Annotated in this window: 22 protein-coding genes and 1 other RNA gene; 11 read left to right on the plus strand and 12 right to left on the minus strand. The window is 42.8% G+C overall.

Features of this window, described 5'->3' with window-relative positions; genetic code table 11:
- Nucleotides 1-5: 5 nt before the first annotated feature.
- Complete coding sequence (locus AXE82_RS00160) at nt 6-2,651, minus strand: AAA family ATPase (protein ID WP_062330110.1); 2,646 nt, start codon at nt 2,649-2,651, stop codon at nt 6-8.
- A 297-nt stretch (nt 2,652-2,948) separates the two neighbouring features.
- Between AXE82_RS00160 and glpK the strand changes: the two genes are divergently transcribed.
- From glpK to AXE82_RS00175, 3 genes are all read left to right on the plus strand, one after another.
- Nucleotides 2,949-4,547, plus strand: coding sequence for a glycerol kinase GlpK (glpK, locus tag AXE82_RS00165; RefSeq protein ID WP_062330112.1), 1,599 nt, complete (start codon nt 2,949-2,951; stop codon nt 4,545-4,547).
- A 548-nt stretch (nt 4,548-5,095) separates the two neighbouring features.
- Entirely contained in the window at nt 5,096-6,103 is a 1,008-nt protein-coding gene (locus AXE82_RS00170) for an endonuclease/exonuclease/phosphatase family protein (RefSeq protein WP_406946747.1), read from the plus strand.
- Between the two features lie 20 nt (nt 6,104-6,123).
- Nucleotides 6,124-6,813 carry a TetR/AcrR family transcriptional regulator gene (locus AXE82_RS00175; RefSeq protein WP_062330116.1) on the plus strand — a complete coding sequence of 230 codons (690 nt, stop codon included), beginning with the start codon at nt 6,124-6,126 and terminating at the stop codon, nt 6,811-6,813.
- A gap of 112 nt (nt 6,814-6,925) precedes the next feature.
- On the opposite strand, the gene AXE82_RS00180 is transcribed toward AXE82_RS00175, so the two are convergent.
- Nucleotides 6,926-7,081 (minus strand): entericidin A/B family lipoprotein, encoded by a 156-nt coding sequence (locus AXE82_RS00180; protein WP_062330118.1) that lies wholly within the window; start codon nt 7,079-7,081, stop codon nt 6,926-6,928.
- A gap of 305 nt (nt 7,082-7,386) precedes the next feature.
- Between AXE82_RS00180 and AXE82_RS00185 the strand changes: the two genes are divergently transcribed.
- On the plus strand, nt 7,387-7,911 hold the full coding sequence (locus AXE82_RS00185; RefSeq protein ID WP_062330119.1) for a tRNA (cytidine(34)-2'-O)-methyltransferase: 525 nt from the start codon (nt 7,387-7,389) through the stop codon (nt 7,909-7,911).
- Between the two features lie 9 nt (nt 7,912-7,920).
- Here the strand turns inward: AXE82_RS00185 and AXE82_RS00190 are convergent, their stop codons facing one another.
- Genes AXE82_RS00190 through tusD form a run of 3 tightly spaced genes read right to left on the minus strand, consistent with a single transcriptional unit; the run spans nt 7,921 to nt 9,116 of the window.
- Nucleotides 7,921-8,271, minus strand: coding sequence for a TusE/DsrC/DsvC family sulfur relay protein (locus tag AXE82_RS00190; RefSeq protein ID WP_007116893.1), 351 nt, complete (start codon nt 8,269-8,271; stop codon nt 7,921-7,923).
- A 5-nt stretch (nt 8,272-8,276) separates the two neighbouring features.
- Complete coding sequence (locus tag AXE82_RS00195; protein ID WP_062330121.1) at nt 8,277-8,609, minus strand: hypothetical protein; 333 nt, start codon at nt 8,607-8,609, stop codon at nt 8,277-8,279.
- Nucleotides 8,610-8,639: 30 nt separating this feature from the next.
- Nucleotides 8,640-9,116, minus strand: a complete 477-nt coding sequence (gene tusD, locus AXE82_RS00200; protein ID WP_062330123.1) for a sulfurtransferase complex subunit TusD — start codon at nt 9,114-9,116, stop codon at nt 8,640-8,642.
- Between the two features lie 268 nt (nt 9,117-9,384).
- Here tusD and AXE82_RS00205 point away from each other — a divergent pair, with 268 nt between their 5' ends.
- On the plus strand, nt 9,385-10,905 hold the full coding sequence (locus tag AXE82_RS00205) for a glycosyltransferase family 4 protein (protein WP_197931424.1): 1,521 nt from the start codon (nt 9,385-9,387) through the stop codon (nt 10,903-10,905).
- A gap of 124 nt (nt 10,906-11,029) precedes the next feature.
- On the plus strand, nt 11,030-11,626 hold the full coding sequence (locus tag AXE82_RS00210; protein WP_062334628.1) for a phosphatase PAP2 family protein: 597 nt from the start codon (nt 11,030-11,032) through the stop codon (nt 11,624-11,626).
- Nucleotides 11,627-11,835: 209 nt separating this feature from the next.
- Here the strand turns inward: AXE82_RS00210 and AXE82_RS00215 are convergent, their stop codons facing one another.
- From AXE82_RS00215 to AXE82_RS00235, 5 genes are all read right to left on the minus strand, one after another.
- Nucleotides 11,836-13,224, minus strand: coding sequence for an APC family permease (locus tag AXE82_RS00215; protein ID WP_062330124.1), 1,389 nt, complete (start codon nt 13,222-13,224; stop codon nt 11,836-11,838).
- 251 nt (nt 13,225-13,475) lie between these two features.
- On the minus strand, nt 13,476-14,201 hold the full coding sequence (locus tag AXE82_RS00220) for a Smr/MutS family protein (RefSeq protein ID WP_062330127.1): 726 nt from the start codon (nt 14,199-14,201) through the stop codon (nt 13,476-13,478).
- 81 nt (nt 14,202-14,282) lie between these two features.
- Complete coding sequence (gene trpC / locus AXE82_RS00225; protein WP_062330128.1) at nt 14,283-15,104, minus strand: indole-3-glycerol phosphate synthase TrpC; 822 nt, start codon at nt 15,102-15,104, stop codon at nt 14,283-14,285.
- Between the two features lie 15 nt (nt 15,105-15,119).
- Entirely contained in the window at nt 15,120-16,250 is a 1,131-nt protein-coding gene (gene trpD / locus AXE82_RS00230; RefSeq protein ID WP_062330130.1) for an anthranilate phosphoribosyltransferase, read from the minus strand.
- A 140-nt stretch (nt 16,251-16,390) separates the two neighbouring features.
- On the minus strand, nt 16,391-17,026 hold the full coding sequence (locus AXE82_RS00235; protein ID WP_062330132.1) for an anthranilate synthase component II: 636 nt from the start codon (nt 17,024-17,026) through the stop codon (nt 16,391-16,393).
- 489 nt (nt 17,027-17,515) lie between these two features.
- Here AXE82_RS00235 and glnA point away from each other — a divergent pair, with 489 nt between their 5' ends.
- From glnA to AXE82_RS00260, 5 genes are all read left to right on the plus strand, one after another.
- Nucleotides 17,516-18,925 carry a type I glutamate--ammonia ligase gene (gene glnA / locus AXE82_RS00240; RefSeq protein ID WP_062330134.1) on the plus strand — a complete coding sequence of 470 codons (1,410 nt, stop codon included), beginning with the start codon at nt 17,516-17,518 and terminating at the stop codon, nt 18,923-18,925.
- 144 nt (nt 18,926-19,069) lie between these two features.
- Complete coding sequence (locus AXE82_RS00245) at nt 19,070-19,822, plus strand: DUF4124 domain-containing protein (protein ID WP_062330135.1); 753 nt, start codon at nt 19,070-19,072, stop codon at nt 19,820-19,822.
- A gap of 52 nt (nt 19,823-19,874) precedes the next feature.
- Nucleotides 19,875-20,501: a 4'-phosphopantetheinyl transferase family protein gene (locus AXE82_RS00250; protein WP_062330137.1), complete on the plus strand. Its 627-nt coding sequence runs from the start codon at nt 19,875-19,877 to the stop codon at nt 20,499-20,501.
- A gap of 272 nt (nt 20,502-20,773) precedes the next feature.
- Nucleotides 20,774-20,986, plus strand: coding sequence for a cold shock domain-containing protein (locus tag AXE82_RS00255; RefSeq protein ID WP_007116878.1), 213 nt, complete (start codon nt 20,774-20,776; stop codon nt 20,984-20,986).
- 118 nt (nt 20,987-21,104) lie between these two features.
- Nucleotides 21,105-22,286 carry a DEAD/DEAH box helicase gene (locus tag AXE82_RS00260; RefSeq protein WP_062330139.1) on the plus strand — a complete coding sequence of 394 codons (1,182 nt, stop codon included), beginning with the start codon at nt 21,105-21,107 and terminating at the stop codon, nt 22,284-22,286.
- An 83-nt stretch (nt 22,287-22,369) separates the two neighbouring features.
- Here the strand turns inward: AXE82_RS00260 and AXE82_RS00265 are convergent, their stop codons facing one another.
- Entirely contained in the window at nt 22,370-22,708 is a 339-nt protein-coding gene (locus tag AXE82_RS00265) for a septal ring lytic transglycosylase RlpA family protein (protein WP_062330141.1), read from the minus strand.
- 340 nt (nt 22,709-23,048) lie between these two features.
- Nucleotides 23,049-23,409, minus strand: a transfer-messenger RNA (tmRNA) gene (gene ssrA, locus AXE82_RS00270).
- Nucleotides 23,410-23,684 lie beyond the last annotated feature (275 nt).

Raw genomic sequence — 23,684 nt, forward strand, 5'->3', positions numbered from 1 at the left:
AGGCGTTATTCTTTATCATCTGCGTCTTTTTCTTCCCAAGTTTCTAAGCGTTCATAAATACGACCATAAACGGTATTTTTACGATATTTGCCTTTTTTGGTCATCTCATCCGGCGCCAGACCCGTCAATAGATACATGGCTTCATTAACATGCTCTACAGCATAGATGGTAAATTTACCTGCCGTCACGCTATCGATGATATCTTGACGCAGCATCAATTGCGCCAAATTGGCTTTGGGCACAATTACCCCTTGTTTACCCGTCAAGCCTTGCTCGACACACGCATCATAAAACCCGGCGATTTTGGCATTGACGCCGCCGACCGCTTGGACTTGACCAAATTGGTTCATCGATCCTGTAACCGCCAAGCTTTGATTAATTGGGGTTTGCGATAGGGCAGACAGCAGCGCGCAGGTTTCGGCTACTGTCGCGCTATCGCCATCGATACCGCCATAACTTTGTTCAAAAGCCAGCGATGCAGTAAAGTTGAGCGTGTGGTCTTCTGCAAACAGTGCTTTTAGGTAACTGCTCATAATCAGCACACCTTTGGCATGGATAGAGCCGCCTAAATCCACATCGCGCTCGATATCAACAATATCGGCGTGCGCGGCACTGTGATGCACTGACGCGGTCAATCGCGCAGGCATGCCAAACTCACTATCTGCGTAGCTGATGACTGTCAGCGCATTGATTTGACCAATCGCTTTGCCTTGGGTGCTAATCAGCTGTTGCCCTTTTTCTAGCTCTTGCCAGAACAATTGCCGTAAATAACCCGAGCGGTGGCGAATATCATCAATGGCTTGGCGGACATGGCTAGCGGTCACTGTGTTTTCAGGCGTAAGCTCTGTTTGATTGATGATAGCATGACGATTGGCTTCGAGTAATAGCTGCGCCAATCTGTCCCCATGTAGGCTTAGCTCATGCTGGTCTTCCGCTTGCTCACTAAGATAATCCAATAAACACGCCAACGCGGTGTTATCAAACGTTAGCAATTGATATTTGCTTATCATATCAGCAATTTTGGCGGTCATCGCTTGTTCATTGGCGTGGCTGCGTACCACGCGATCATGAAAATCTGCACGGATTTTGAATACGGCATTAAATTCAGGCTCAAAATCTAACAGGTCATAATACAAGTCTGGCTCACCGAGTAAAATGACTTTGACATCAAGCTTAATCGGTTGTGGCTCAAGGCTGATACTGCCGGTCAGTGTCAGCATTTGCTCAAGGCTCGACATTTTGATTTGGCGGCTTTGCAGCGCGCGTTTGAGACCTTGCCACGCATACGGATATTCAAGCAAATTAGTTGCTTCAAGCACCAAATAACCGCCATTGGCACGATGCAGTGAACCGGCGCGAATCAGACTGACATCCGTTGACACGGTACCCAAATGGGTAATTTGCTCGACATGACCGAGTAAATTTAAATGGGTGGGTAAGTCTTCAAACACAATCGGTGCGCCTTGATCGGGCGCATGGCTTGCAATCACATTGACAAAATAGCGCGCTGGCAATGGCGAAAAATGGCTGGGCAAAAACTCTTCATCATCTTCATTGATGATTCGTTCTACATGATTGACGATATCGTCATGCACGTCTTGCAAATACTTACGAACCTTTGGTAAGTCTTGATACTTGTCAAATAACGGCTCCATCAGAGGTTTTAAGGTACGCCGAGTCAATGAATGGTGTAGCGCTTGTAAGGTGTGATTGGCTTCATCTTCAATTTGCTCAAGCTCAACGGTCAGTTGGCTTAAGCGTTTTTGCATGTGGTTCTTATCTTGATAGTTGGCAACATACGGCGACTTTGGGGTTAAGCCAAAGCTGGCTTGATTGGTTGCGCTCGAGGTATTATTAGAGGCGCTAGAGGTTTGATTGGCTTTAAGTGGTAAAACTGGCGCTTTGCCACTGGATTTTTGGCGACCCAATTTATTAGCAGGTTTGATTGATAAATAACCATCGCTTGGCTCGATATCATTGTCATTGTCATTGCCATCGGCTCGGTTGTCACTAAAATCAGATTTGATAAAAATCGGTTTGTTGTCCGAAGGTCGTAGCGCCAATGCAAGTGAATACTGTTTGCCTTCTTCATGCAGCGCATGATAGATCTGTTCTTCACGAAGGCTAATTTCATTCTTTATCGCTTCTACTTTACTTTGATAGTGCTCACTGCGAAAACGCTGATTGAGCTGACGCTTGGTGGTTAGCCAAAAGGTTTTGACATCTTCCGCTAATTGCTTGCCCATGCCAGCAGGCAGGTCAAGCGCAATCGGGGTGCGCGCATCAACAAAATTATGCACATACACCCAGTCATTGGGCGTGGGTTTTTGTTTGGCGTGTGCTTGTAGCAGGCGAGTGATTAAGGTGCGTTTGCCCAGTCCGTTTTCACCTGCAGCAAAGATATGATAACCATTGGCATTGATATCAAGCGCAGTGGCAATCGCTTTACAGGCGCGCTCTTGCCCAAAGCCAATCTTAAGGGTTTTGGTATGGTTGCTATCTTTTGGTAAGGTCGCTGGGTCGGTATAACGGCGCAAGTGCGAGATTGCAACAGGCTGTAAATTGTCAGATTTGATGGTATCGGTAATGATAGAAGAGGATTTTGAAGTCACAGCGGTAGTACGAACAGATTTTGCAAGGGTATTTTTCATAAAACAAGTTTCATCAACACATTAAAAAGCGGTAGTGGGAAAGATAAACAGTGACAGTTATAGTGACAGTGCTTAGGGTCTGAAGTCTAAGCTTTAGGGTCACTTATAGTTAACAGATAGGTTTTGGTAAGTGGTAATAAAGTATCAGTATGATGTGGTTTTTTGTTGATAAAATCAATGGCTATTTTTTCGCGAATCGTTGCCTTAAGGTTTCAGCCGCAGTAATATAAAAGTTGATGGGTAAGTATTTGCTAAGATAATATATTGACGCTTAACACAATCGTTTGAGACAACAACATGGCTAAAACAGAAAACGGATTTATTTTAGCGCTGGATCAGGGCACTACATCAAGCCGCAGTATCATCTTTGATAACCAATTAACACCCATCGCCATCGCCCAAAAGCCGCTTAATATCATCACCCCAAAATCCGGGTTTATCGAGCAAAATGCCAATGACATCTGGCAAACCCAAATTAGTACCGCCCAAGAAGTGATTGCCAAAGCAGGATTGTTGGCGACAGATATTTCAGCCATCGGTATCACCAACCAACGTGAGACCACCATAATTTGGCATAAAAAGACCGGTAAGCCTGTCGCACCCGCCATTGTCTGGCAAGATAGACGTACCCATCAGTGGTGCAGAGACTGGCGTGATAAAGGCTTTGATGCCAAAATCCAACAAATTACCGGACTACGTATAGATCCGTATTTTAGTGCCAGCAAAATCGTATGGCTGTTAAACCAAAACCCTAAGCTTCGCCAACAAGCGCTATCAGGTGAGTTGGCTTTTGGTACCGTGGATAGTTGGCTACTGTTTAACATGACAGGCGAGCATAGCATTGATATCACCAACGCCTCACGCACCATGCTGATGTCTTTGCAAACAGGTGACTGGTCTGAGGAGTTATTGGATTTATTTGATATTCCCAAAACCATGTTACCTACCATCAAGCCATCGGATGGCGATTTTGGGGTCACCAAACAAGGGATGTTTGGCAAACAAATCCCAGTCACGGCAGTGCTAGGCGATCAGCAAGCGGCATTGTATGGGCAAGGATGTAACCGTGCTGGCATGGCAAAATCCACCTATGGCACCGGCTGTTTTTTATTAATGAATACCGGCGATAAGCCCTGTGCCAGTCATCAGCAATTACTTACCACCGTCGCTTGGCAAACCACAGAGGCAAATCACACTCGTCAACCTAACCGGCATGAACCCTCAGGTAAATTGCCCAACTTGTTAAAACCTTTACAAAATTTACAACGACATAAAAAAACAAGCGTCACGCAAACACAATATGCGCTTGAAGGCAGCGTGTTTATGGCAGGTGCCATCGTGCAGTGGCTACGCGATAACTTAGGTATGATAGCGCGCAGTGAGGACGTTGAAACCTTAGCGGCGCAAGTACCAGATAGCCAAGGAGTGACCCTAATTCCTGCTTTTACGGGGCTTGGCGCACCTTACTGGCGAGCAGATGCTACCGCAAGACTTATCGGGCTGACACGCGGTACTACCAAAGCGCATATCGCTAGAGCCGCCTTAGAAGCGATTGCGCTGCAAGCCTATGATGTGTTAATCGCCATGCAAAAAGATAGCCCTGTGCCATTGCACGAACTGCGCGTGGATGGGGGCGCTGCCAATAATAATATTTTAATGCAATTTCAAGCCGATATACTCAATGTCCCTGTGCTGCGACCGACGACCACTGAGAGTACCGCAAAAGGGGTGGCATTATTGGCAGGGCAAGCGGTGGGGCTATATGATGACTCTAGCATTGGTGAAAGTTGGCAGTTAGACCGTATCTTTGAGCCTAAGATGGCATTGTCTGAGCGCCAAGCCATCGTTGAGCGTTGGCAGTTTTATATCAATCAACTATTAAACGAACAAAATTAAAGCAAGAAAATCATTAACACAGCTCTAAACAACTAGGGCGTGTCCCTAATTCGGAACAAAGTATTTTTAATGGCCTAAAAATGCCTAAATCTGGCAAAACTGCGTTAAATTGTTTGACAATATTCCAATATTATCTGCACAATTTGCCTTGTTTTGCTGGCGATTTAGTCTATTTTTAGCCTCATTATCCAAATAGGGACACGCCCTAACAATAATGTAAAAACAAATAGTTAACTGTATGAAAAATTTTTTTAAAGACTCGACACGAGAGTGATTTTCGTTAGCAATTAAATGCATTAAGTAAAAAAAGCACTTTATGTACCCAATTTTTAAACAATGCTTAAAAATATCAGCAAATTTTGGCTAAAAAAAGTGATTTTTAGTGTGGAAATCGACTAAAAAAATGTATAATGCTGCAAAATTCGACACTGTGTTGGCATTGATAATGCTAATGACAGTTGCGATGATAGATAAAAGTTACGAAATTTTTTTGGACAAGGTTGGCGCAAAGCAGGGATAACTGGTAACTAAACATTAAGGATATGACAGTGGACAATCAATTTGTTATCGCTACGGCAAATCTACTCAACTTTGCACTGCCCAATCGGGTTTTTTATCGAAACCAAGATGGGTATACGCCAAAGCAATATCAACAAAAGATTAATGCACTTGCCCCCATTTTTCGGCAATTGCAAGCTGATATCATTGGTTGCCAAGAAATTTGGGATGAGCAAGCACTCATTGACTTATGTCATGCAGCCGGTCTCAATGACTATCACGTCACTGTGCCGTTAGCCAGTAATCAAGCAGACAGTCCATTAACCCAAGGACGAGGCGCAGTTGGCACCCCGAGCGTAGGCTTGGTATCGCGTTTTGAGATTATTAACACCCAATTGCTCACGCAGATGCCGGCGATTGCGTTGTTGGACGTTCCTGATGTTGGGCTTTATCAACAATTTAATCGCCCTCCGCTGATTGCCGACATCAGATTGCCAAATGGCATGCTGGTCACCGTGATTGTGGCGCATCTAAAAAGTAAACGCCCTGAGTTTTTAGAAAACGCGCAAGGCGAGCCGTTAGAAGATCGCAATGATCCGCTAATTCGAGTCCGCGCCAAGCTGCGCAGTCTTTGTATGCGGGCGGCGGAAGCGGCAGGCATTCGCCAAGTGGTCATCGAAAAGCTGTCGCACAACAACCATCCGCTGATTTTGTTAGGGGATATGAATGATGTGATGCAAAGTGTCACTTGTCAGCTTTTAAGCGAATCGGGCGAAGTATTTTATGATAAGTCGATGCGCGATATCGTGCTGTATGATGCCTCTACGGTACAAAGCCGTATGCACTGGCTCAAAGATGTAGCCTACACCCATATCCACCAAGGTATGCCAGAAGTGCTTGACCAGATTTTGGTATCTGAACAGTTTTTAGCTGATAGTAAATTTAACATCGGCGAAGTATTACAAGTTGATTATTTTAACGATCATCTCAAATTTATTGTAGAACAACGCCCAACCGATCATGGATTGGTGCGGGCACAAATTAAACTTTATTCATAATCAGTCGATAGAGAGGAAATATGTCAAGCGCTTATGATGAAAAAATTGAGGATGTGTTGGTGGACTCTGAGCTCGCTCGCCGCTTAGTCCCTAACAAATTCAAGTTCACTAGCCAGCAAGGTCGTTTGCGTCGCCAAAAATTATTAGCCGCTGCCAAAGAGTTGAGCGCGACCCGACCTGTCAGTGAGATTAGTTTGGCTGATGTGTGTGAACGAGCGGACATTCCCAGAGCCTCGGCATATCACTTCTTCCCAAACGTTGAAGCGATTTTTTTGGCATTGCGTTTTTTAAATGCAATAGAAATTTTTAACAAGCTTGAAAAAGTCGATGCCAAACAATTTAGTCGCTGGCAGGCTTATATCACCGCAGTCATTGAGACAGGCGTTGATATTATTCAATCTGATTTAACGGTTGCCCGTTTGATTTATGAGACCAATACCCCAGATTTTGAGGGCAATGCCTTTGGTAGTGAAATCGAAAAAAGCCTCGCCCAAATGGTGTATGATAAGTTGTCTGAGCATTATAAAATGCCGGCTTTAGAAACCATTCATCAGCAATTGTTAGTCGCATACGGTATCATCAATGGTATTTTTATTTTAGCTTATCGCTCAGAAAAAGAAATTACCGATACCTATCGCCAAGAAGCGATTACAGCGGTGATTGCTTATCTACGTTGTTATTTACCTGAAAATTTGCCAAAAAACGGCTAGTTTTATAACCTACTAGGGTTATAACCGATAGCCAATAAAATAGGCAATAAAAAACCCATCAGCGAGATGGGTTTTTTTACTTAAACAGAGAATCTACGATTAGATTTTGTTTTCAGTTTTTTGTGCGGTAGATTTTGTTTTCAGTTTTTTGTGCGGTATTGGTTACTGCGCCACCTGTTTTTGATACGTCATTACCAAAACCTTTGATTGTATTACAACCTGTGACAGCAAACATAACAACGATTGATGCAGCGATTAATTTTTTCATTTTAAATTTCCTCAGATATATCCATTATTTTTTAACAGTTTTTAACTACCAGGTTAAATCATGCGACTTTATTGATTCATAGAAGATTGGTTCATAGAAGTTAAAATAAAGTAAAACATGCTTGGTAGAGCCATGGTAATGCAGGTTAGTCTAACGTCGCTATAGCGTTAATGTAACCAAAACTATCAAGTTGTAAAAAAAACTTAAATTTACGCAATAAGTATAGTTTTTTTGTAAATTAATCTTCGCATTTAGCGCTTTTTTATTTCAATCTGTTTTATTTTAATTTGGTTAAGGATGTCGACATGATTCATGTGGTATTAGTTGAACCCAAGATGCCAAGCAACACAGGCAATACTATTCGGTTATGCGCCAATACGGGCGCAACGCTACATTTGGTTGAGCCACTAGGGTTTGAGTTAGAAGATAAAAAATTACGCCGAGCAGGGCTCGATTATCATGAGTGGGCAAATGTCAAAGTACATGCCAATTGGCAGGATGCACAGGACAGTCTAAGCCAAAGTGGGGTACAAAGAATTGTTGCTTTGACCACCAAGCTTAGCAAACCTTTATATGATGAAGATTTTACGCAAGTGGCAAATATCGCTTTGGTATTTGGGTCAGAGACAGCCGGATTACCCGAGCCAATTCGCGCGGCAATTGGGCAAGACAACTGGCTACGTTTGCCTATGTTGCCGACCTCTCGCAGTTTGAATTTATCTAACAGCGTGGCAATTACATTATTTGAAGTTTGGCGTCAGCAGGGGTTTGGCGGTGATACTGGTCACAGTATCGGTTATGACAATCTCGTCCCTTATGACCCAAAATAATCTCAAAATTTATAAGCAATTTGCAGGTTTTGGCAACCCTGCAATGCGGTTGACATGACGCGCGACGAGACCCGTGTTAAACATGGCTTGCAGTTTGGTGTTATCAATTGCCAATGAGGGCAATTGCTTGGATAAAAACTTGATTAAAGGACGGGTCGTCGGTGGATGGCTGTATAAATCATAATATTGACGTACCGCGTCTATGATTTGATAGTGCTCAGGGGTTAACGTGACATCCAGCGTGTTCGCCAATTGTTGCGCGATATCTGGTGTCCAGGTTTGATGAGCTATCAAATGACCGTCTTGGTCAAGGGCGGCTTGGTCAAGGGCGGCTTGGTCAAGTTCGGGAAGTTGGGTCATAGTATTTATAAGTCAAAAGTGGTATCAAAATTAGGCGCTGTGGTGGGCTGTAGGGTGATTTGAGCACACCAATCAAAGTCTGCTGATTGGTTTGCTTGCCATGCTTTGAATCTATCAAAATCCGCTAGTGCCAGCCAAGCCGGCGGCATATCATACATATCAAGGGATGCTAGCATATGGGCAAGCTTGCCCGTGGGCGCATCAAGTAGTAAGTTTAGCATGCCATCACCGATAGTCAGCTGAATTTGGTGGTCAAACGCCGCCAGCGCAAACGCCATTGATAAGGCTTCATAACAAAGCAAAAACGTGTCAGCGTAAATATTAATGACAATTTTCATAGTAAACCGCTATCGCTAAACCCATCCCAATTAAAACTGATAAACCGTTTTTGCCCTGTGCAGATGCATGGCTAATTCACCCAAACCGACTAATTCAAAGCCATCTGCCAAATTGTCACCTTGTAGCTGATGTCTAGTTGCATTGTCAGCATCTGTCACCCCGCGAGCCAAAGCGGCACTCACACACACTTGAATGGTTATATCATGACTCATAGCAAAGTGTTGCCAATTTTTTGCCATATTTTCGATATCCTCTGGCAGCCAAATTAATCGGTTGGCAAGCATCACCGCATCACTATATAAGAAAATTTTAAAATCGGTAGTAGTTAACGAGTTTTGCTCAACGGTTGTTTTACTATCGTTTGCACATAGCGATTGGGCGCATTCAAGCGCTCGTTTGGTAAGCGGATGACTAGGCGCGTGTGTCATCAGCATCACAATCGGTGTATCGAGCGTCGAAGTATTGGGCATAGCGATATTATTCGATGTAGTTATCAAATCAGTCATTTAACCATCTATAAGGCATTAATCTATAAAACTGCAATCTGCCCGCTATTTTAGCAAAATCGACCCCTATTTGCGATACTTGTAATAGCTGCGATAGTTGCGATACTTGTAATAGCTGCGATGCAATTGTCATCAAACTGTTATCAAATTGACATGAGGTTGTCAATGGCGGCTTATAAGCTTAACCCATACAAAGGATTGATTTAATTTACCGAAACGGCTTTTGGAGTCAAATAAAGCAGTCGGTTGTAATGGTTGATAACATACTATGAGTGACAACACTGTAAACACTAATTTGTACCAGGCTTCGTCTGACAATAAGACGACGTCAGCCAATCACGAGAGCCCCTCCACTCAAGTTGCAGGTACGCCTTTTTATGACAATAGACCATCATTGCATATCGCTTTGGTGACTGAAACTTGGTTGCCTGATATCAATGGGGTAGCCTCAAGCGTTTATCAAATCATGCGCGAACTCAAATCGATGGGTCATCGCATCACTTTGATTCGCCCCAAACAAAGCGATGAAGCCGAACAACATACCCTAACGACAGGGCTTAACACTGCAGCTGTTACCACTGATTTGCAAGTGCCAAGTTTGCCCATTCCTTATTACCCGCATCTGCGCATGGGGCTACCGTGTTACCGATTTTTAACCAAGCAGCTGCGCAAGCTTCGTCCTGATATCGTTCATATCGTGACGGAAGGTCCTTTGGGACTTGCGGCGTTGATTGCTAGCAAACAGCAAAGAATTAAAGTCTCTTCAGGTTATCACACCGCGTTTCATGATTTTAGCCGATATTTTGGCTGGAAAGTTGTCTCAGTGCCTCTGCTTGCGTATATGAAGCGTTTTCACAACCAGTGCAATGCCACGTGTATTCCAAGCCAGACCACCCAACACCAGCTGGCTGAATTTGGTTTCAAGCATTTGTACCAAGTCGGTCGTGGCGTCGATACAGCGCGCTATGCACCGAGCAAACGTAGTCAAGCATTACGGCAAAGTTGGGGCGTGGGCGAGGGTACCACAGTGTTAATGTGTGTGAGCCGTGTTTCCCCTGAAAAAGGTATGGATACCGTCATTAAAAGCTTCAAAGCGCTACAATTACAGCAGCTGCATCGTCATGTCAAATTAGTGATTGTCGGTGATGGACCATACAAAGAAGCGCTGGTTAAACGGCATGCCAATGATACCAGCATTATTTTTGCAGGCTTTAAAACAGGCGAGGCGCTGGCAAGTTATTATGCCAGTGCCGACGCGTTTGTTTTTGCAAGCCAAGTGGAAACGTTCGGTAATGTCGTCACCGAAGCGATGGCATCGGGTTTGCCAATTTTTGCCTATCATGATGCGGCTGCGGCGCTGTTGGTGGATGATAGTTGTGGTAAAACCGTACCGCTTGGGCAAGAACAACGCTTTGTAGAGATGATTAGTGAATTGCCCAAACAACAACAGCTTGATCAGATGCGCCTAGCTGCAAGGCACAAGGTGGCCGCTTTTTCTTGGCAAAAACCTGCCCAAGAAATGTTGACCATGTTTTATGAAGTGCTATCAATCCAGACCAATACCCTAACAGCTAGCCCAGTGACACCAACTATTTTGTCTTCTCAATCAATAACTCAACATCCGCTAGCGGATTCGACAATCGCCCCCACACCTGAGTCAGTTCACCCGACTGTCGTGGCAAAAAACCACCCACGATATAGTCATTCTCCCCAAAATAGCCACTCAACCCAAAATAGTCACCCAACCCAAAGACCCGCTGAATCTGCTGCGTTTTTTTCCAAAACGTGATGTTCAACTAGGCAAAAAAAAGGATGGCGCCATGAATCAACCCATAAAAAATCCCAATCTGTCACTTGCCAATTCAGAATTCACCTGTACCTCTGCTAGCCCTGTCGAAAACTTACCCAATTTAATGCGCAATTATTATCAGTTTTTGCACAGTAAACCTAAACTACATCATTTGCAAAAGCGCGTGCTGCAATGGGACACCCGCTTATGTTTACGGGTAAATTTGCTGTCACAATTGAAGTTTTTTGCCCAGTTCTTCAAAACCATCAGCCGCTTAGGCGATGGTTGGTTTTGGGCAGTATCGACGGTAGTGATGTTAGTAGCGTTACTATCGCAAGGACTGGTCGCTAGTATCGTTGCTATGAAAGTGTGTGCGGTGTTACTCAGCAGTTTTTGTGGTTACTTGCTGTATAAGTATTTAAAAGTGCATACAGTACGTCCACGCCCTTACCAAGTACACCAGACCATTACTTTAGGCGAACGGCCTTTAGATGTATTTAGTTTTCCATCGGGGCATACACTGCAAGCGGTATTGTTTACCACCATGATAGGGCATCAAGTGCCGATGATGTTATGGGTATTGCTACCATTTACGATGCTGGTGGCATTATCGCGCTTGGTATTGGGGTTACATTATCCCACCGATGTGTTGGTGGGGGCGGGCATTGGTGCAACATTTGCGACCATCGGTAGCAAAGTGAGTGATTACTTGGTTGCGTAAAGGATGTTGCCAAATAATGAAATCGCTAACTATTAAGGCAATGGAAAGCCAAACTGCGCACACATCGTTAACCAATCTGTATCCACAGGTGCCGTGATATCAACACGCTGATTGTCAGTCAGTCTATTAAAAGCCAAGGTATGGGCACCCAAAAGCCACAGACATAAAAAAGGTCAGAATCGTATCTGACCTTTTCACCACCTTAACCATTATTCATGTTCGTTGTGCATCGGTGGGTGACGCTTAAAACCACCGGTTTTAAATGCCAAGTAGATGATACCGATTACTGCCCAGCCTAAGCCCATTTTGATGGCGATAGGATCACTTTCTTTCCACATCAGCGCCACACTGATAAAGCCTAAGAGCGGCACAATCAAATACATAAATAAATCATACGCGCTGTGGTAGCGTTTTTCACGGATGATGTAGGTTGCAATCACAGATAAATTAACAAAACTAAACGCCGTCAACGCCCCAAAACTAATCAAATGCGCGATGACATCAAACTCAATAAAACCCGCGGTTAACGCAATCATACCCGCGATATAGATATTGTAGGTTGGGGTCAAGTATTTTGGATGAATATGACCAAAAATACGTTTATTAATGACCCCATCACGCCCCATTACATACATCAAACGAGAGACACCGGCATGCGCAGAAATACCTGACGCCATCACCGTGACAATTGCAAAGCCCAATACAGCGGCTTGAAACGCAGAACCACCCACCAACATTAAAATATCTGGCTGGGTAGCAGCCACATCTGGGAAATATTTGTCAGGGGTTTGTGGGAAGTAAATCTGCATAAAGTAAGTGCTAATGATAAACACAATACCTGCAATCAAGGCGGTCAAGAAAATTGCTTTTGGGAGGGTTTTTTGCACATCTTTGGTTTCTTCTGCCAATGAGCTGAGTGAGTCAAAGCCTGTGAAAGAGAAACATAAAATCGTTGCACCACTGATAAGTGCCGTCATGTTGGCCATATCACTCCAAAACGGCTTTAAGCTCCATAATTGGTAAGCTGCATCATTGATAGTGCCATCCGCATTGGTGCCCGCCATCAATTTGCTATACACCAACCACGTAAATACACCGATAATCAATAGCTGAATAAACACAATCCAACTATTAAAATAAGCCACGACTTTGGAGCCATGCACATTAATCCAGGTCATAAATCCCGTCAGAATAAATACCCAAATCCATTTGTTGACATCAGGGAACAGCGCTTCAAGATAAATCACCGCTAGGATAATATTCACCAAAGGTGACAATAAATAATCCAACCAAGAAGACCAACCCACCATAAACCCGACATTGGGATGAATCGATTTTTGCGCATAGGTATATGCCGAACCTGCTGAAGGATAACGACGAATCATGCTACCGTAACTTAGCGAGGTAAGCAAAATAGCAATCAATGCAATAATATAAGATGTTGGAACGTGCTGATGACTGGCTTCAGAAACCAAGCCAAAGGTATCAAATACGGTCATGGGCTGAATATACGCCAAACCAATAATGATAATGTGCCAAAGGGCTAAATGACGTTGCAATTTAGCGGGCGAATTAGTCGCAGTGGGGGTATTGTTCAAAGCTACCTTTCTCCTATACCCAGTGGTGTTAAAAACAGTCAGCTGTCAAAAGACAAATGGGCGCTGTTTTTAGCCAGTTGAGAGTAGATTAATGCAGAGCATTTAATCCATGAAAAAAAATAGCCTATTATAAACAAAATCTAAGAATAAACTATTAACAATTAAAAAATCCTGTTAAAAAAATCATGCATCGTTTGTTTTATGCATGATTTTATAAAATTTAACCTATAGTCAAAATAGCCGTACAATGGTTATTGGTCGCGATTGGCTTTTTCACGTTTTTTGAGTAACACCAACACTGCACCATTGCCACCTTGCGCCGCAGGGGCTGAGCAAAAAGCAAGCACTTCAGGAATCTGACGCAACCAACCATTCACGCAGGTTTTTAAGATACTATCAATGCCTTTACCATGAATGATTTTCACGCAATTTTCATTGTTTTTTTGAGCCTGCAAAATCAACTGACTCATGGCTTCACGCGACTCTTCAATGGTGGCACCGTGTAAATCTACGGCATCATACCAGCGAATCTTGCCTTGTTTGAGCTCATTAAACACTTTGTTTTGTAGCGTTGCGGTTTTATAACTTAAATAAGCATCGCCAGAGACGGGGTTGAGCAGCGCTTGCATATCAGACAATACATGCCCGCTATCATCGTCACCACCGACTGCCGCCGCGCGTTTGGCTAGCGTCGTCGCATCAAGCTTATTGCCAGCGTTGTTTTTATCCGCCAAGTTTTTATCTTTGATTGGCTGCACGCCTGACATGGCTTGCACAAATAGCAATTTATCATCATCAAGATGTTCGCTATTATATTTTTTAACTTGTTTGGCGACTTGTTGCTTGCTCAATAAGCCCACGGTTTCAGTCGGTTTGCCGTTTTCATCGGCCTCTTTGGTTTGGCTGCGACCTTTACCCAGTTCGGTTTTAAGCTGCTTTAACTGGTCTTGCATTTCTTTAGAAAATAAATTTGCCATACAATAACTCTATCAATCGCTATAAAAAATAGGGCGTTTATCGATGAAACGCCCTAACATCAATTATTTAACTTGGCTATTTTACGCATTTTGTTGCGATTGTGCCAATAACTTTGCTAATGCCGCGCCGGCATCGCCTGTTTTCATAAACTGCTCACCAATCAAAAACGCATGGATGTCATTGCCCAGCATCAATTTTACATCCTCTGCCGAATGAATCCCGCTTTCTGTCACCAATAAGCTATCTTGTGGAAACAGTGTTTTTAGCCGTAGGGTAGTGTCCAAACTCACATCAAAGTTATGTAGGTTGCGATTGTTAACGCCATACACGTTTTGACGATGGGCGGGCAAGCGTAACGCGCGTTCCACTTCTATCTCGTCATGGCACTCAATGAGTACACTCATGCCAAGTTTTAACGCCAATTCGTGCAGTTCAGCGACTTGGGCATCTGATAAACACGCCATAATCAGCAAAATACAATCTGCCCCAAGCGCACGTGATTGCAAAATGTGATACGGCTCAATCATGAAATCTTTGCGTAGCACAGGTAGGCTTACCGCTTGGCGCACTTGCAATAAATACGCATCCGAGCCTTGGAAATAGTCGGTATCCGTCAATACCGATAAACAAGCGGCACCCGCTTGTTCATAGCCGACTGCGGTGGCGACAGCATCGAAATTAGGGGCAATGATGCCTTTGGATGGTGAGGCTTTTTTGACTTCTGCAATGACACGGATACCCGCTTTGCGCAAACTGCCGGCAAAATCACGGATGTCATCGCGGTTCGTTGCGGCAATTTGCTCAAGGTCGTGCCAAGATTGTTGTTGTTTGGCTCTGACCAGTTCTTGACGTTTGGTGTCGATAATTTTTTGTAATACCGAGGGGACTGCTTGATGAGGCATGGTTTTTCCAAAAATTTAATGAGAGGTGAATTGCTGAGTAAAGCTTGCTAATGCTGCCATTTTTTGCAAGGCTTTGCCACTACTGATGATATCTTGTGCCATGGCTACGCCTTGTTTTATGGTATCTGCTTTACCTGCCACATAGATGGTCGCACCGGCGTTTAAGGCAATCATATCTGCTGCTTTTTTGGCGATGGGGGTTTTATTGGGATTGTTAGCGAGTGCTTCGCGGATGAGGGCTAGGCTTTGGCTTGGACTGTCAATGATTAAGCCTTTAAGCGTTTGCGATTCGATACCAACATCTTCAGGTTCAATATCATACACGCTGACTTTGCCGTTTTTAAGTTCAGCTACGTGGGTATAAGTCGCCAGTGAGATTTCATCAAGGTTATCCACTGAGCCGACGACTAGCACATGCTCCGCGCCAAGGTTTTTAAACACATTGGCAAGCGGTTCGCACAGCGAAGGATTAAATACCCCAATCATGGCATTTTTGACGCCTGCAGGGTTGGTCAAAGGCCCCAAAATATTAAACACCGTGCGCGTTTTTAGGGTGCGGCGAATGGGCATCGCATGTTTCATTGCCACATGGTGATTGGGCGCAAACAAAAAACCAATACCATGGGTTTTAATCGACTGGGTAATCTGCTCGGTATTTAACGCCAAATTGATACCTGCTTGCTGCAGCAAATCGGAACTGCCCGATTTGCCGGAAACGCCGCCATTACCATGCTTGGCGACATGGCAGCCAGCAACCGCTGCAACCATGGTAGCGGCGGTAGATACATTAAACAAATTTGCGCCATCGCCCCCCGTACCCACAATATCGACGACATGGGGTACATCCGACAAATCCACTTTAATCGCCAGCTCCCGCATCACTTGGGCGGCGGCGGTGATTTCTTCGATGCTTTCACCTTTCATTCGCAGCGCGGTGAGCAGCGCGCCCATCATGGCATCGGGGCATTGACCTTGCATGATGGCTAGCATGACGCCGCGCATTTCTGCATAGGTTAGGTCAATGGTATTGATGGCGCGATCCAGCGCAGTGGTAAGTAGTAGTTGGGTTTGCTCTGGCGTTAACGGTTGGTTGTTTTCTATCGCCGTGGTAATGTCACCAAGATAAGGCGTTACAGTATGGGTCATGTCAGTCTCGTATGAGTTTTATGGCTTAGACTTGATATATCATTGTACTAGTATACTATAACAAAGCCAAACTTTAAAGCCAAACTTTAAAGCCAAGCATTAAAGCCAAGCTTTAACCTGCAAAAATCAATTACCCCAGTCTAAGGGTTAGCGTTTTGATAGTTTTCATAGTTTTCATAGTTTTGATAGTTAGCTAAAAAATTTTTCAAAATCGCATACCCATGCTCACTCAAGATAGATTCTGGATGAAACTGCACCCCTTCAATCGGCAATGTTTGATGCCTAATGCCCATCACAGTGGGGGATGGCAGCAAATTATGTGGATGAATATCATCACACCATGCGGTAATCTCCAGACAATCAGGCAAACTGTCTGTGGCAATCGCTAAAGAATGATAGCGAGTGGCTTTAAAAGGTGAGGGAAGTCCAGCAAAAATCCCTTGGTGGTGATGAAAAACTTGCGACACCCGCCCATGCATAATCGTTGGGCAACGAATGATATGGGCGCCAAATGCTTGCCCAATGGCTTGATGACCCAAGCAAACGCCTAATATAGGAATAATGCCGGCACAGTCTTTGATAAAACTCAACGTATTACCTGCATCGCTGGGCGTACAAGGCCCAGGCCCAATGACCAAATAATCGGGATGTAAACGAATAATGTCTTCACTGCTGCAAGCATCATTGCGCCAGACTTCAACAGGTTGTCCCAATTGCTCAAAATACTGCACCAAGTTGTAGGTAAAACTGTCGTAATTATCAATAAAAAGTAGCAATCCAGAAACCCTATCATGTAATTATTGGACGATGGTTAGCCGATGAAAAAACTTCACTGTTATTTTAGTTAATTATTTTATCACAACCATTATACAAGTCACTGAAACCGAATAAGTAAAGCCGAGTCGCAGGGAGCAATGTGAATGATTTTCACTAAAATAGTTAAGCCTATATTTTATGCACCATAAAAGTGAATATTGATAAAATTCTAATTAAAATGGTGCAATTCTTGCAGTCGCATGGCGATTTGAATGTTATCTAGGCAGATAGTCATATCAGTCAACTTCATCAGTAAATCAACCCTCAAATAACTCATTGAATTTGATATAAAAATTTAATCTTTAGCATGATAGCACAAAAGTTGGCACATAACTTGAAAGTTTAATTTCAACAAGCACCACTTTGTTTATATCTTGTCACAGCACCAAAAAGAGTATAAAGTGGCGTAACGTTTTTTTAATCATTTTTTGCGTAAAAGGAAACGAGCAATGTCGAATAAATTTTTAGATTTAATCAAATCTAGCGAAGCAAAGTGGGTAGATTTTCGTTTTACCGATACTAAAGGTAAAGAGCAACATGTAAGCTATCCAGCTGACAGCATGGACGAAGACATTTTTGAAGAAGGTAAAATGTTTGATGGTTCATCAATCGCTGGTTGGAAAGGCATTGAAGCGTCAGATATGATTTTGATGCCAGATGCTGATACCGCATTTGTCGATCCTTTCTTTCGTGAAACGACAGTTGTTGTGACCTGTGATGTTATCGAGCCATCAACCATGCAAGGTTATGACCGTGACCCACGCTCAATCGCGCGACGTGCTGAAGAATACCTAAAATCAACGGGTATTGGTGATACCGCATTCTTTGGTCCAGAGCCAGAATTCTTCGTATTTGATGATGTAAAATGGTCAATCGACATGTCAGGCGCCCGTCACACCATCTCAGCTGATGAAGCCGCTTGGTCAACCGATAAAGAAATGGAAGGCGGTAACTATGCGCACCGTCCACGCGTCAAAGGCGGTTACTTCCCAGTACCACCCGTTGATAGCTCACAAGATATGCGCGCTGATATGTGTGCCGCGGTAGAAGCGATTATGGGTGAAGGTCGTGTTGAAGTCCATCACCATGAAGTTGCCTCTTGCCAGCTAGAAATCGGTGTATCATTTAATACCCTAGTTCGTAAAGCGGACGAAGTACAACAGTTCAAATATGCGGTACACAACGTTGCACACGAATATGGTAAGACCGCGACCTTTATGCCAAAACCGATGGTTGGTGATAATGGTTCAGGTATGCACGTTCACTTGTCAATCCAAAAAGATGGCAAAAACACCTTTGCCGGTGATGAATACGCAGGGTTATCAGAAACGGCGCTTTTTGCAATCGGTGGTATCATCAAGCATGCTCGTGCATTAAATGCCATCACTAACCCATCAACCAACAGCTACAAACGCCTAGTACCGCATTACGAAGCGCCTATTAAACTGGCTTATTCAGCGCGTAACCGCTCAGCGTCAATTCGTATTCCATACGTGGCAAGCCCGAAAGGCAAGCGTATCGAAGCACGCTTCCCAGACCCAGCAGCTAACCCTTACCTTTGCTTTGCCGCATTGTTGATGGCAGCGCTTGATGGTATCCAAAACAAAATCCATCCAGGTGAAGCCGCGGACAAAAACTTATACGACCTGCCACCAGAAGAAGAAGCATTGATCCCAACGGTGGCGGAGAACTTGGAAGTTGCGCTTAAAGCGTTAGAAGACGACCATGAATTCTTAACCAAAGGTGGCGTATTTACCAAAGAAATGCTTGACGCTTACATTGCCTTGAAAAAAGAAGAAGTAGAGCGTTACAACGTATCAGTTCATCCAATCGAATTTGATATGTACTACAGCTGCTAATAAGTTCGCTTTTCAAAAAACCCAGCTTATATAGGTTGGGTTTTTTTATAGGAAATTTTTAGGCTAATAGGCAAAATTATTTAGGGATTGATTATCAAGCTTGCTAAAATATGCCCAATAATGGGTTTTGAGGGGAAGGCTTATATGATTTTGACAAAATATAGTACCGATAATAATAGTAGTTTGCGCTATAGCTTTGCACTCATGGCTTTAATGTTATTGCTGTCACAGTTAAGTCATGCTCAAGTATATAAGACGACAACCTCAGAGGGGCAAGTGGTATATACCGATAATATCAATACCGCTTATCAATACAATAAAAACAGCAAGAATATCAGCGTATTAGATAAATTATCCACCCAATCACAAGTATCATCGACGACCAATCAATCAACAACGACATCTAATAACTTGAACAATCAAGTTAATAACGCAGCGAGTACGGCTGCTGACAGTCGCCTGCCTGATAGCTTAGGTGATAGCTTAACTGGTCGCTTATCGACCCAATCCATCTCAGCAAGCCAGCAAGGGGATTATGTCATAAAAATTGTATCGCCTGAAGCCGGGCAAACGCTGCGACGGGGTAGTCAACCAATTGAGATTAATGTTGCCTTGACAACGAGTTTAAAAACAGGGGATAGAATCGTCTATCAACTCAATAACCAAACCTTAGCAACCATAAAAGACACTAGCTATACTATCGCAACTACCACGCTCGATCCTAACCCTTATACCATTACCGCAAGGGTTGAAAACGTCTTAGGGGAAGTCATCGCGCAAGACACTCGCACTATTAATCTCATCAGTAATAATGTACTGTATCAAAAAAAACGTAAAGCGATTGCAGAAGCACAAAAGAAGCAAGCCAATCAACCTTGGTATAAAAAAATACTTTGATACTTTAAGCTATTGTTAAATTTGCTTATACCATAAGGCACTATTCTAACCGATGCAGTTTTATCGAATCGAACACCATAGCTGGGTGGCTATTGATATTCATCATAATTTGGGTGAACAGGCTACCCTATTAACCCATAAAACAGGGTCAATGTCTTGTCGTCAATTGCTAAAAAAGCTACAGCAAGCACTTAATTTGACAGGCGAGTTAATGGAGGCAAACTTTCCTTATCATTTTATAACAGCTGACGGTTACACTTGGTATGTCAGTTTTAGCCATAGCCGCCAACATGCCGCAGTATTGATTTCGCCCTATACAAATATCGGCATTGATGTCGAAGACAGCGCAATTAGTCATCAGGTTGTTACGCGCTTTTTTTCACCCCATGAATGTGAATGGTTAAATGAAAAGCCTGCAGTCAATCAAGCAGTTTTACGAAACTTGCTATGGCGACTTAAAGAATGTTCTATCAAAACTCACCAAGATGCCGATAAGCAATTAATCAAAGAATTAAAACATGATGTGCTAGATGAATTGGGCGAGGAAGTCATCAATCAACTCATTGGCGCCGATGAGATAAATGATAAAGATAAGCCTATACAATGTGTGCAAACCGACGCTAAAATAATTGGCAATTTTAGTAGCCAACCTTGCAGTTTTATTATTGTAAACCGTTAAATAAGGCTAAAAAATCGCTATTTAAAAAAATAACCAATTCTTACGAAATTACTTTTTTTTGTAAAAAACCCATGCTATGATTGCTATAAGAACAATTTACTATGTAAGCGACATTGTAGAGAAATGTTTTAACAAACTATTACAAAAGCTTAACTAGTATATTATTTAGCAGGCGTGGGTAGCGAGTAGCTAAACTTACCTAGGCTTAACTAGCCTTGGTTAAAAAACTACTTTAAAAACCTACCATTAATAGTGTTAAAGGAAGTTATAATATGTCAGTTCGTGAACAAGGCATTGTAAAATGGTTTAATGATTCAAAAGGTTTTGGATTTATTCAGCGTAACAGCGGTGAAGATATTTTTGTTCATTTCCGCGCGATTCAAGGTGACGGCTATCGTTCACTTCAAGATGGTCAAAAAGTTGAATTCATCGTGGTGGAAGGTCAAAAAGGTCTTCAAGCTGAAGAAGTTACCAAAGTCGAATAAGTTGAGCCAAAAAGGGGTTGAAGTGTTATTTTTGACCTTTTTGCAAACCAAGTTGATTCAATTGACTTGGTTTTTGTTGTTTCTCATAGCCAATGATTGATTGGTCAAAATAGGTTAAATCTCTGTGTTTCAAACTTTCTCACAATTACCCCTTCATCCAGCGCTCAAACAAGCGATTGACCAACTAGGCTATCAAACGCTGACCCCTATCCAAGCGCAGATATTGCCCAATACACTCGCTGGGCAAGACGCCATTGGGCAGGCACAAACAGGTACAGGTAAGACAGCAACGTTTTTACTGACCATCATCAATGAATTGCTGAATAATCCTATAAACCCTGAGGTTGATGGCGATCGTTTTTTGGGTGAAACCCGTGCGCTGGTGCTCGCGCCGACTCGAGAATTGGCTCAACAAATTTATCAAGATTGCCTTGAACTCACCAAGTTTACCGAACTGCATACCGTTTGTTTGCTCGGTGGCACAGACTATGAGACGCAGTTAAAGCAGCTGCATCAAAAGTTTGTCGATATCATCATCGCCACCCCAGGTCGTTTGATTGATTTTTGCTTTCAGCACCATGTGTATCTCGATCGTCTTGAAATTTTGGTATTAGATGAAGCAGATAGAATGCTGGATATGGGGTTTATACCTGATATCAAACGCTTGATTCGTATGATGCCCGCCAATACGCATCGGCAAACCCTGCTTTTTTCCGCTACCTTTAACCAAGATGTGATGAATTTAGCTTATCGCTGGTTATATCAGCCGATTTTTGTAGAAATTGCGCCCGAACAAAAAACCAGTCAAACCATCGAGCAACTGTTTTTTACCCTGATGGAATCGGATAAACTGGCGGCGTTACAGCAAATTATTGAAAAAATTTCCCCCAAGAAAATGATTGTCTTTGCCAATCGTAAAGACCAAGTCAAGCGCCTGTATGACAAACTTAATCGTCAATATAAAGTAGTGATATTGTCAGGGGATGTTATCCAAGCCAAACGCGAGAAGTATTTGGCACAATTTCGTCAAGGCGATGCCAATATTTTAGTGGCGACTGATGTTGCAGGGCGAGGTATTCATGTGGATGATGTGGCTTGTGTGGTCAATTACACCTTGCCAGACAGTCCTGATGATTACGTTCATCGTATCGGTCGCACCGGTAGGGCAGGCAATAAAGGCATGAGTATAAGCTTTATCAGTGAAAACGACGGATTTAACTTACCGGCTATCGAGCAATATTTGGATGAAAGTATCAAAATGCAGCAATGGTCGAATGATACCCGTTTTTTAGAGGATTAAATTTTTTAATTGATAAAACATTAAGGGCGCTATCAATCAATAGCGCCCTTTTTTACAGCAAAAATACATTAATAAAAATAACGCTATAATCTAACGATATCGACTTTAGCAAGACCATTTGAAGGATTAGCAATTCTGCTAAAAGCACCTTTTGACAAATCTAGCGTACGGCCATATTTGCCGAACCCACCTGTGTCAGTCACGCGTACAACCACACTTTTACCATTGGCTTTGTTAGTGACTTTAAGTAGGCTACCTAATTTGTGCACGTTGCTGGCGGCAGTCAGTGCATTTTGATTGAATTTCTCGCCAGACGCCGTGGTACGACCATGATGCTTGCCACCATACCATGAAACAACATCAGCATTGGCTTGCTGGGTGGCTAAAGTAGTAACAAACAAACTGGCAATGATATATTTCATCGGATGTTCCTTTTATCAATTAAAGCGGTCAATAATCTGACTGCTTAAAGGTATCAAGGGGCATTTCCCGTGATTTACATAGTAAAAACAAAGTAATATTGTTTAATATCACTTAAGCGGTGTGTATTCTAATTACAAAGTTATGTTATTTCAAATATTTTATTGTAAACAAAATCTTTAATATCGGATGTGTTTTGCTAAACATATAAATTGTGTAACTATATCAGCTAGTTTTTCTAACCTGTTGATTTTGTGTAAAAATGATTTCTTAAGTAGCTAATCGGCTAAAAAAAATGCAAAAAAAAGAGAATGCAAGTTATTGCATTCTCTTTTTTATATATGGTGGAGATGGCGGGAGTTGAACCCGCGTCCGCCAGCACTACGCCCATGACTCTACATGTTTAGATTCTGTCTATGGCTTTAATGGTTGGCGAACCGACAGTCAGGATGCCAACCACGAGCCTCTTAAGTTTCGCTCAAATTGGCGAGACAACAATTTAAGCTATCCATCGTGCGTTCGCTTCAAGGAGAGCAACCAGACCAATGGCAATCTGTGCCGTCCCAAGCAGCCCTTAGGCTGCTAGAGCGTAAGTTTCGTCGTTTGCGACTAGTTTAAAATGTATATTTTATTTACGAGTGGACATACTCACTCGACATGCATCATTGAGTTTCATTACCAGCGTCGAAGCCAGAACATCCCCAAATGAACTGTGAATTATATAAGGTTAATAGCTTAAAATACAAGGCTAAACGTCATAATAGTTAGATAAATTACTAAAAACACACACAGCTTTTAAAACTGTCCAAATTATTGTCATGCATTTGACGTATTGAACTGATAAGCTGAGGTGTTGAAATAAGTAAATTTTTTTTGATATATTTTTAGTCAGAGAAACAATAGGCTAGGTAACTTAGAATAGGTAAATTAGGCTGAGTCAATTGAATAAGCTAATCGGGTAATTAATGAATGGCAGGG

The sequence above is a fragment of the Moraxella osloensis genome, from assembly GCF_001553955.1.
Lineage (GTDB): Bacteria > Pseudomonadota > Gammaproteobacteria > Pseudomonadales > Moraxellaceae > Faucicola > Faucicola osloensis.

Coding starts and splice junctions, on each gene's coding strand:
- AXE82_RS00160 (WP_062330110.1), bottom strand. CDS start 2,651: ATGAAAAATACCCTTGCAAAATCTGTTCGTACTACCGCTGTGACTTCA.
- glpK (WP_062330112.1), top strand. CDS start 2,949: ATGGCTAAAACAGAAAACGGATTTATTTTAGCGCTGGATCAGGGCACT.
- AXE82_RS00175 (WP_062330116.1), top strand. CDS start 6,124: ATGTCAAGCGCTTATGATGAAAAAATTGAGGATGTGTTGGTGGACTCT.
- AXE82_RS00180 (WP_062330118.1), bottom strand. CDS start 7,081: ATGAAAAAATTAATCGCTGCATCAATCGTTGTTATGTTTGCTGTCACA.
- AXE82_RS00185 (WP_062330119.1), top strand. CDS start 7,387: ATGATTCATGTGGTATTAGTTGAACCCAAGATGCCAAGCAACACAGGC.
- AXE82_RS00190 (WP_007116893.1), bottom strand. CDS start 8,271: ATGACCCAACTTCCCGAACTTGACCAAGCCGCCCTTGACCAAGCCGCC.
- AXE82_RS00195 (WP_062330121.1), bottom strand. CDS start 8,609: ATGAAAATTGTCATTAATATTTACGCTGACACGTTTTTGCTTTGTTAT.
- tusD (WP_062330123.1), bottom strand. CDS start 9,116: ATGACTGATTTGATAACTACATCGAATAATATCGCTATGCCCAATACT.
- AXE82_RS00205 (WP_197931424.1), top strand. CDS start 9,385: ATGAGTGACAACACTGTAAACACTAATTTGTACCAGGCTTCGTCTGAC.
- AXE82_RS00210 (WP_062334628.1), top strand. CDS start 11,030: ATGCGCAATTATTATCAGTTTTTGCACAGTAAACCTAAACTACATCAT.
- AXE82_RS00220 (WP_062330127.1), bottom strand. CDS start 14,201: ATGGCAAATTTATTTTCTAAAGAAATGCAAGACCAGTTAAAGCAGCTT.
- trpC (WP_062330128.1), bottom strand. CDS start 15,104: ATGCCTCATCAAGCAGTCCCCTCGGTATTACAAAAAATTATCGACACC.
- trpD (WP_062330130.1), bottom strand. CDS start 16,250: ATGACCCATACTGTAACGCCTTATCTTGGTGACATTACCACGGCGATA.
- glnA (WP_062330134.1), top strand. CDS start 17,516: ATGTCGAATAAATTTTTAGATTTAATCAAATCTAGCGAAGCAAAGTGG.
- AXE82_RS00245 (WP_062330135.1), top strand. CDS start 19,070: ATGATTTTGACAAAATATAGTACCGATAATAATAGTAGTTTGCGCTAT.
- AXE82_RS00250 (WP_062330137.1), top strand. CDS start 19,875: ATGCAGTTTTATCGAATCGAACACCATAGCTGGGTGGCTATTGATATT.
- AXE82_RS00255 (WP_007116878.1), top strand. CDS start 20,774: ATGTCAGTTCGTGAACAAGGCATTGTAAAATGGTTTAATGATTCAAAA.
- AXE82_RS00265 (WP_062330141.1), bottom strand. CDS start 22,708: ATGAAATATATCATTGCCAGTTTGTTTGTTACTACTTTAGCCACCCAG.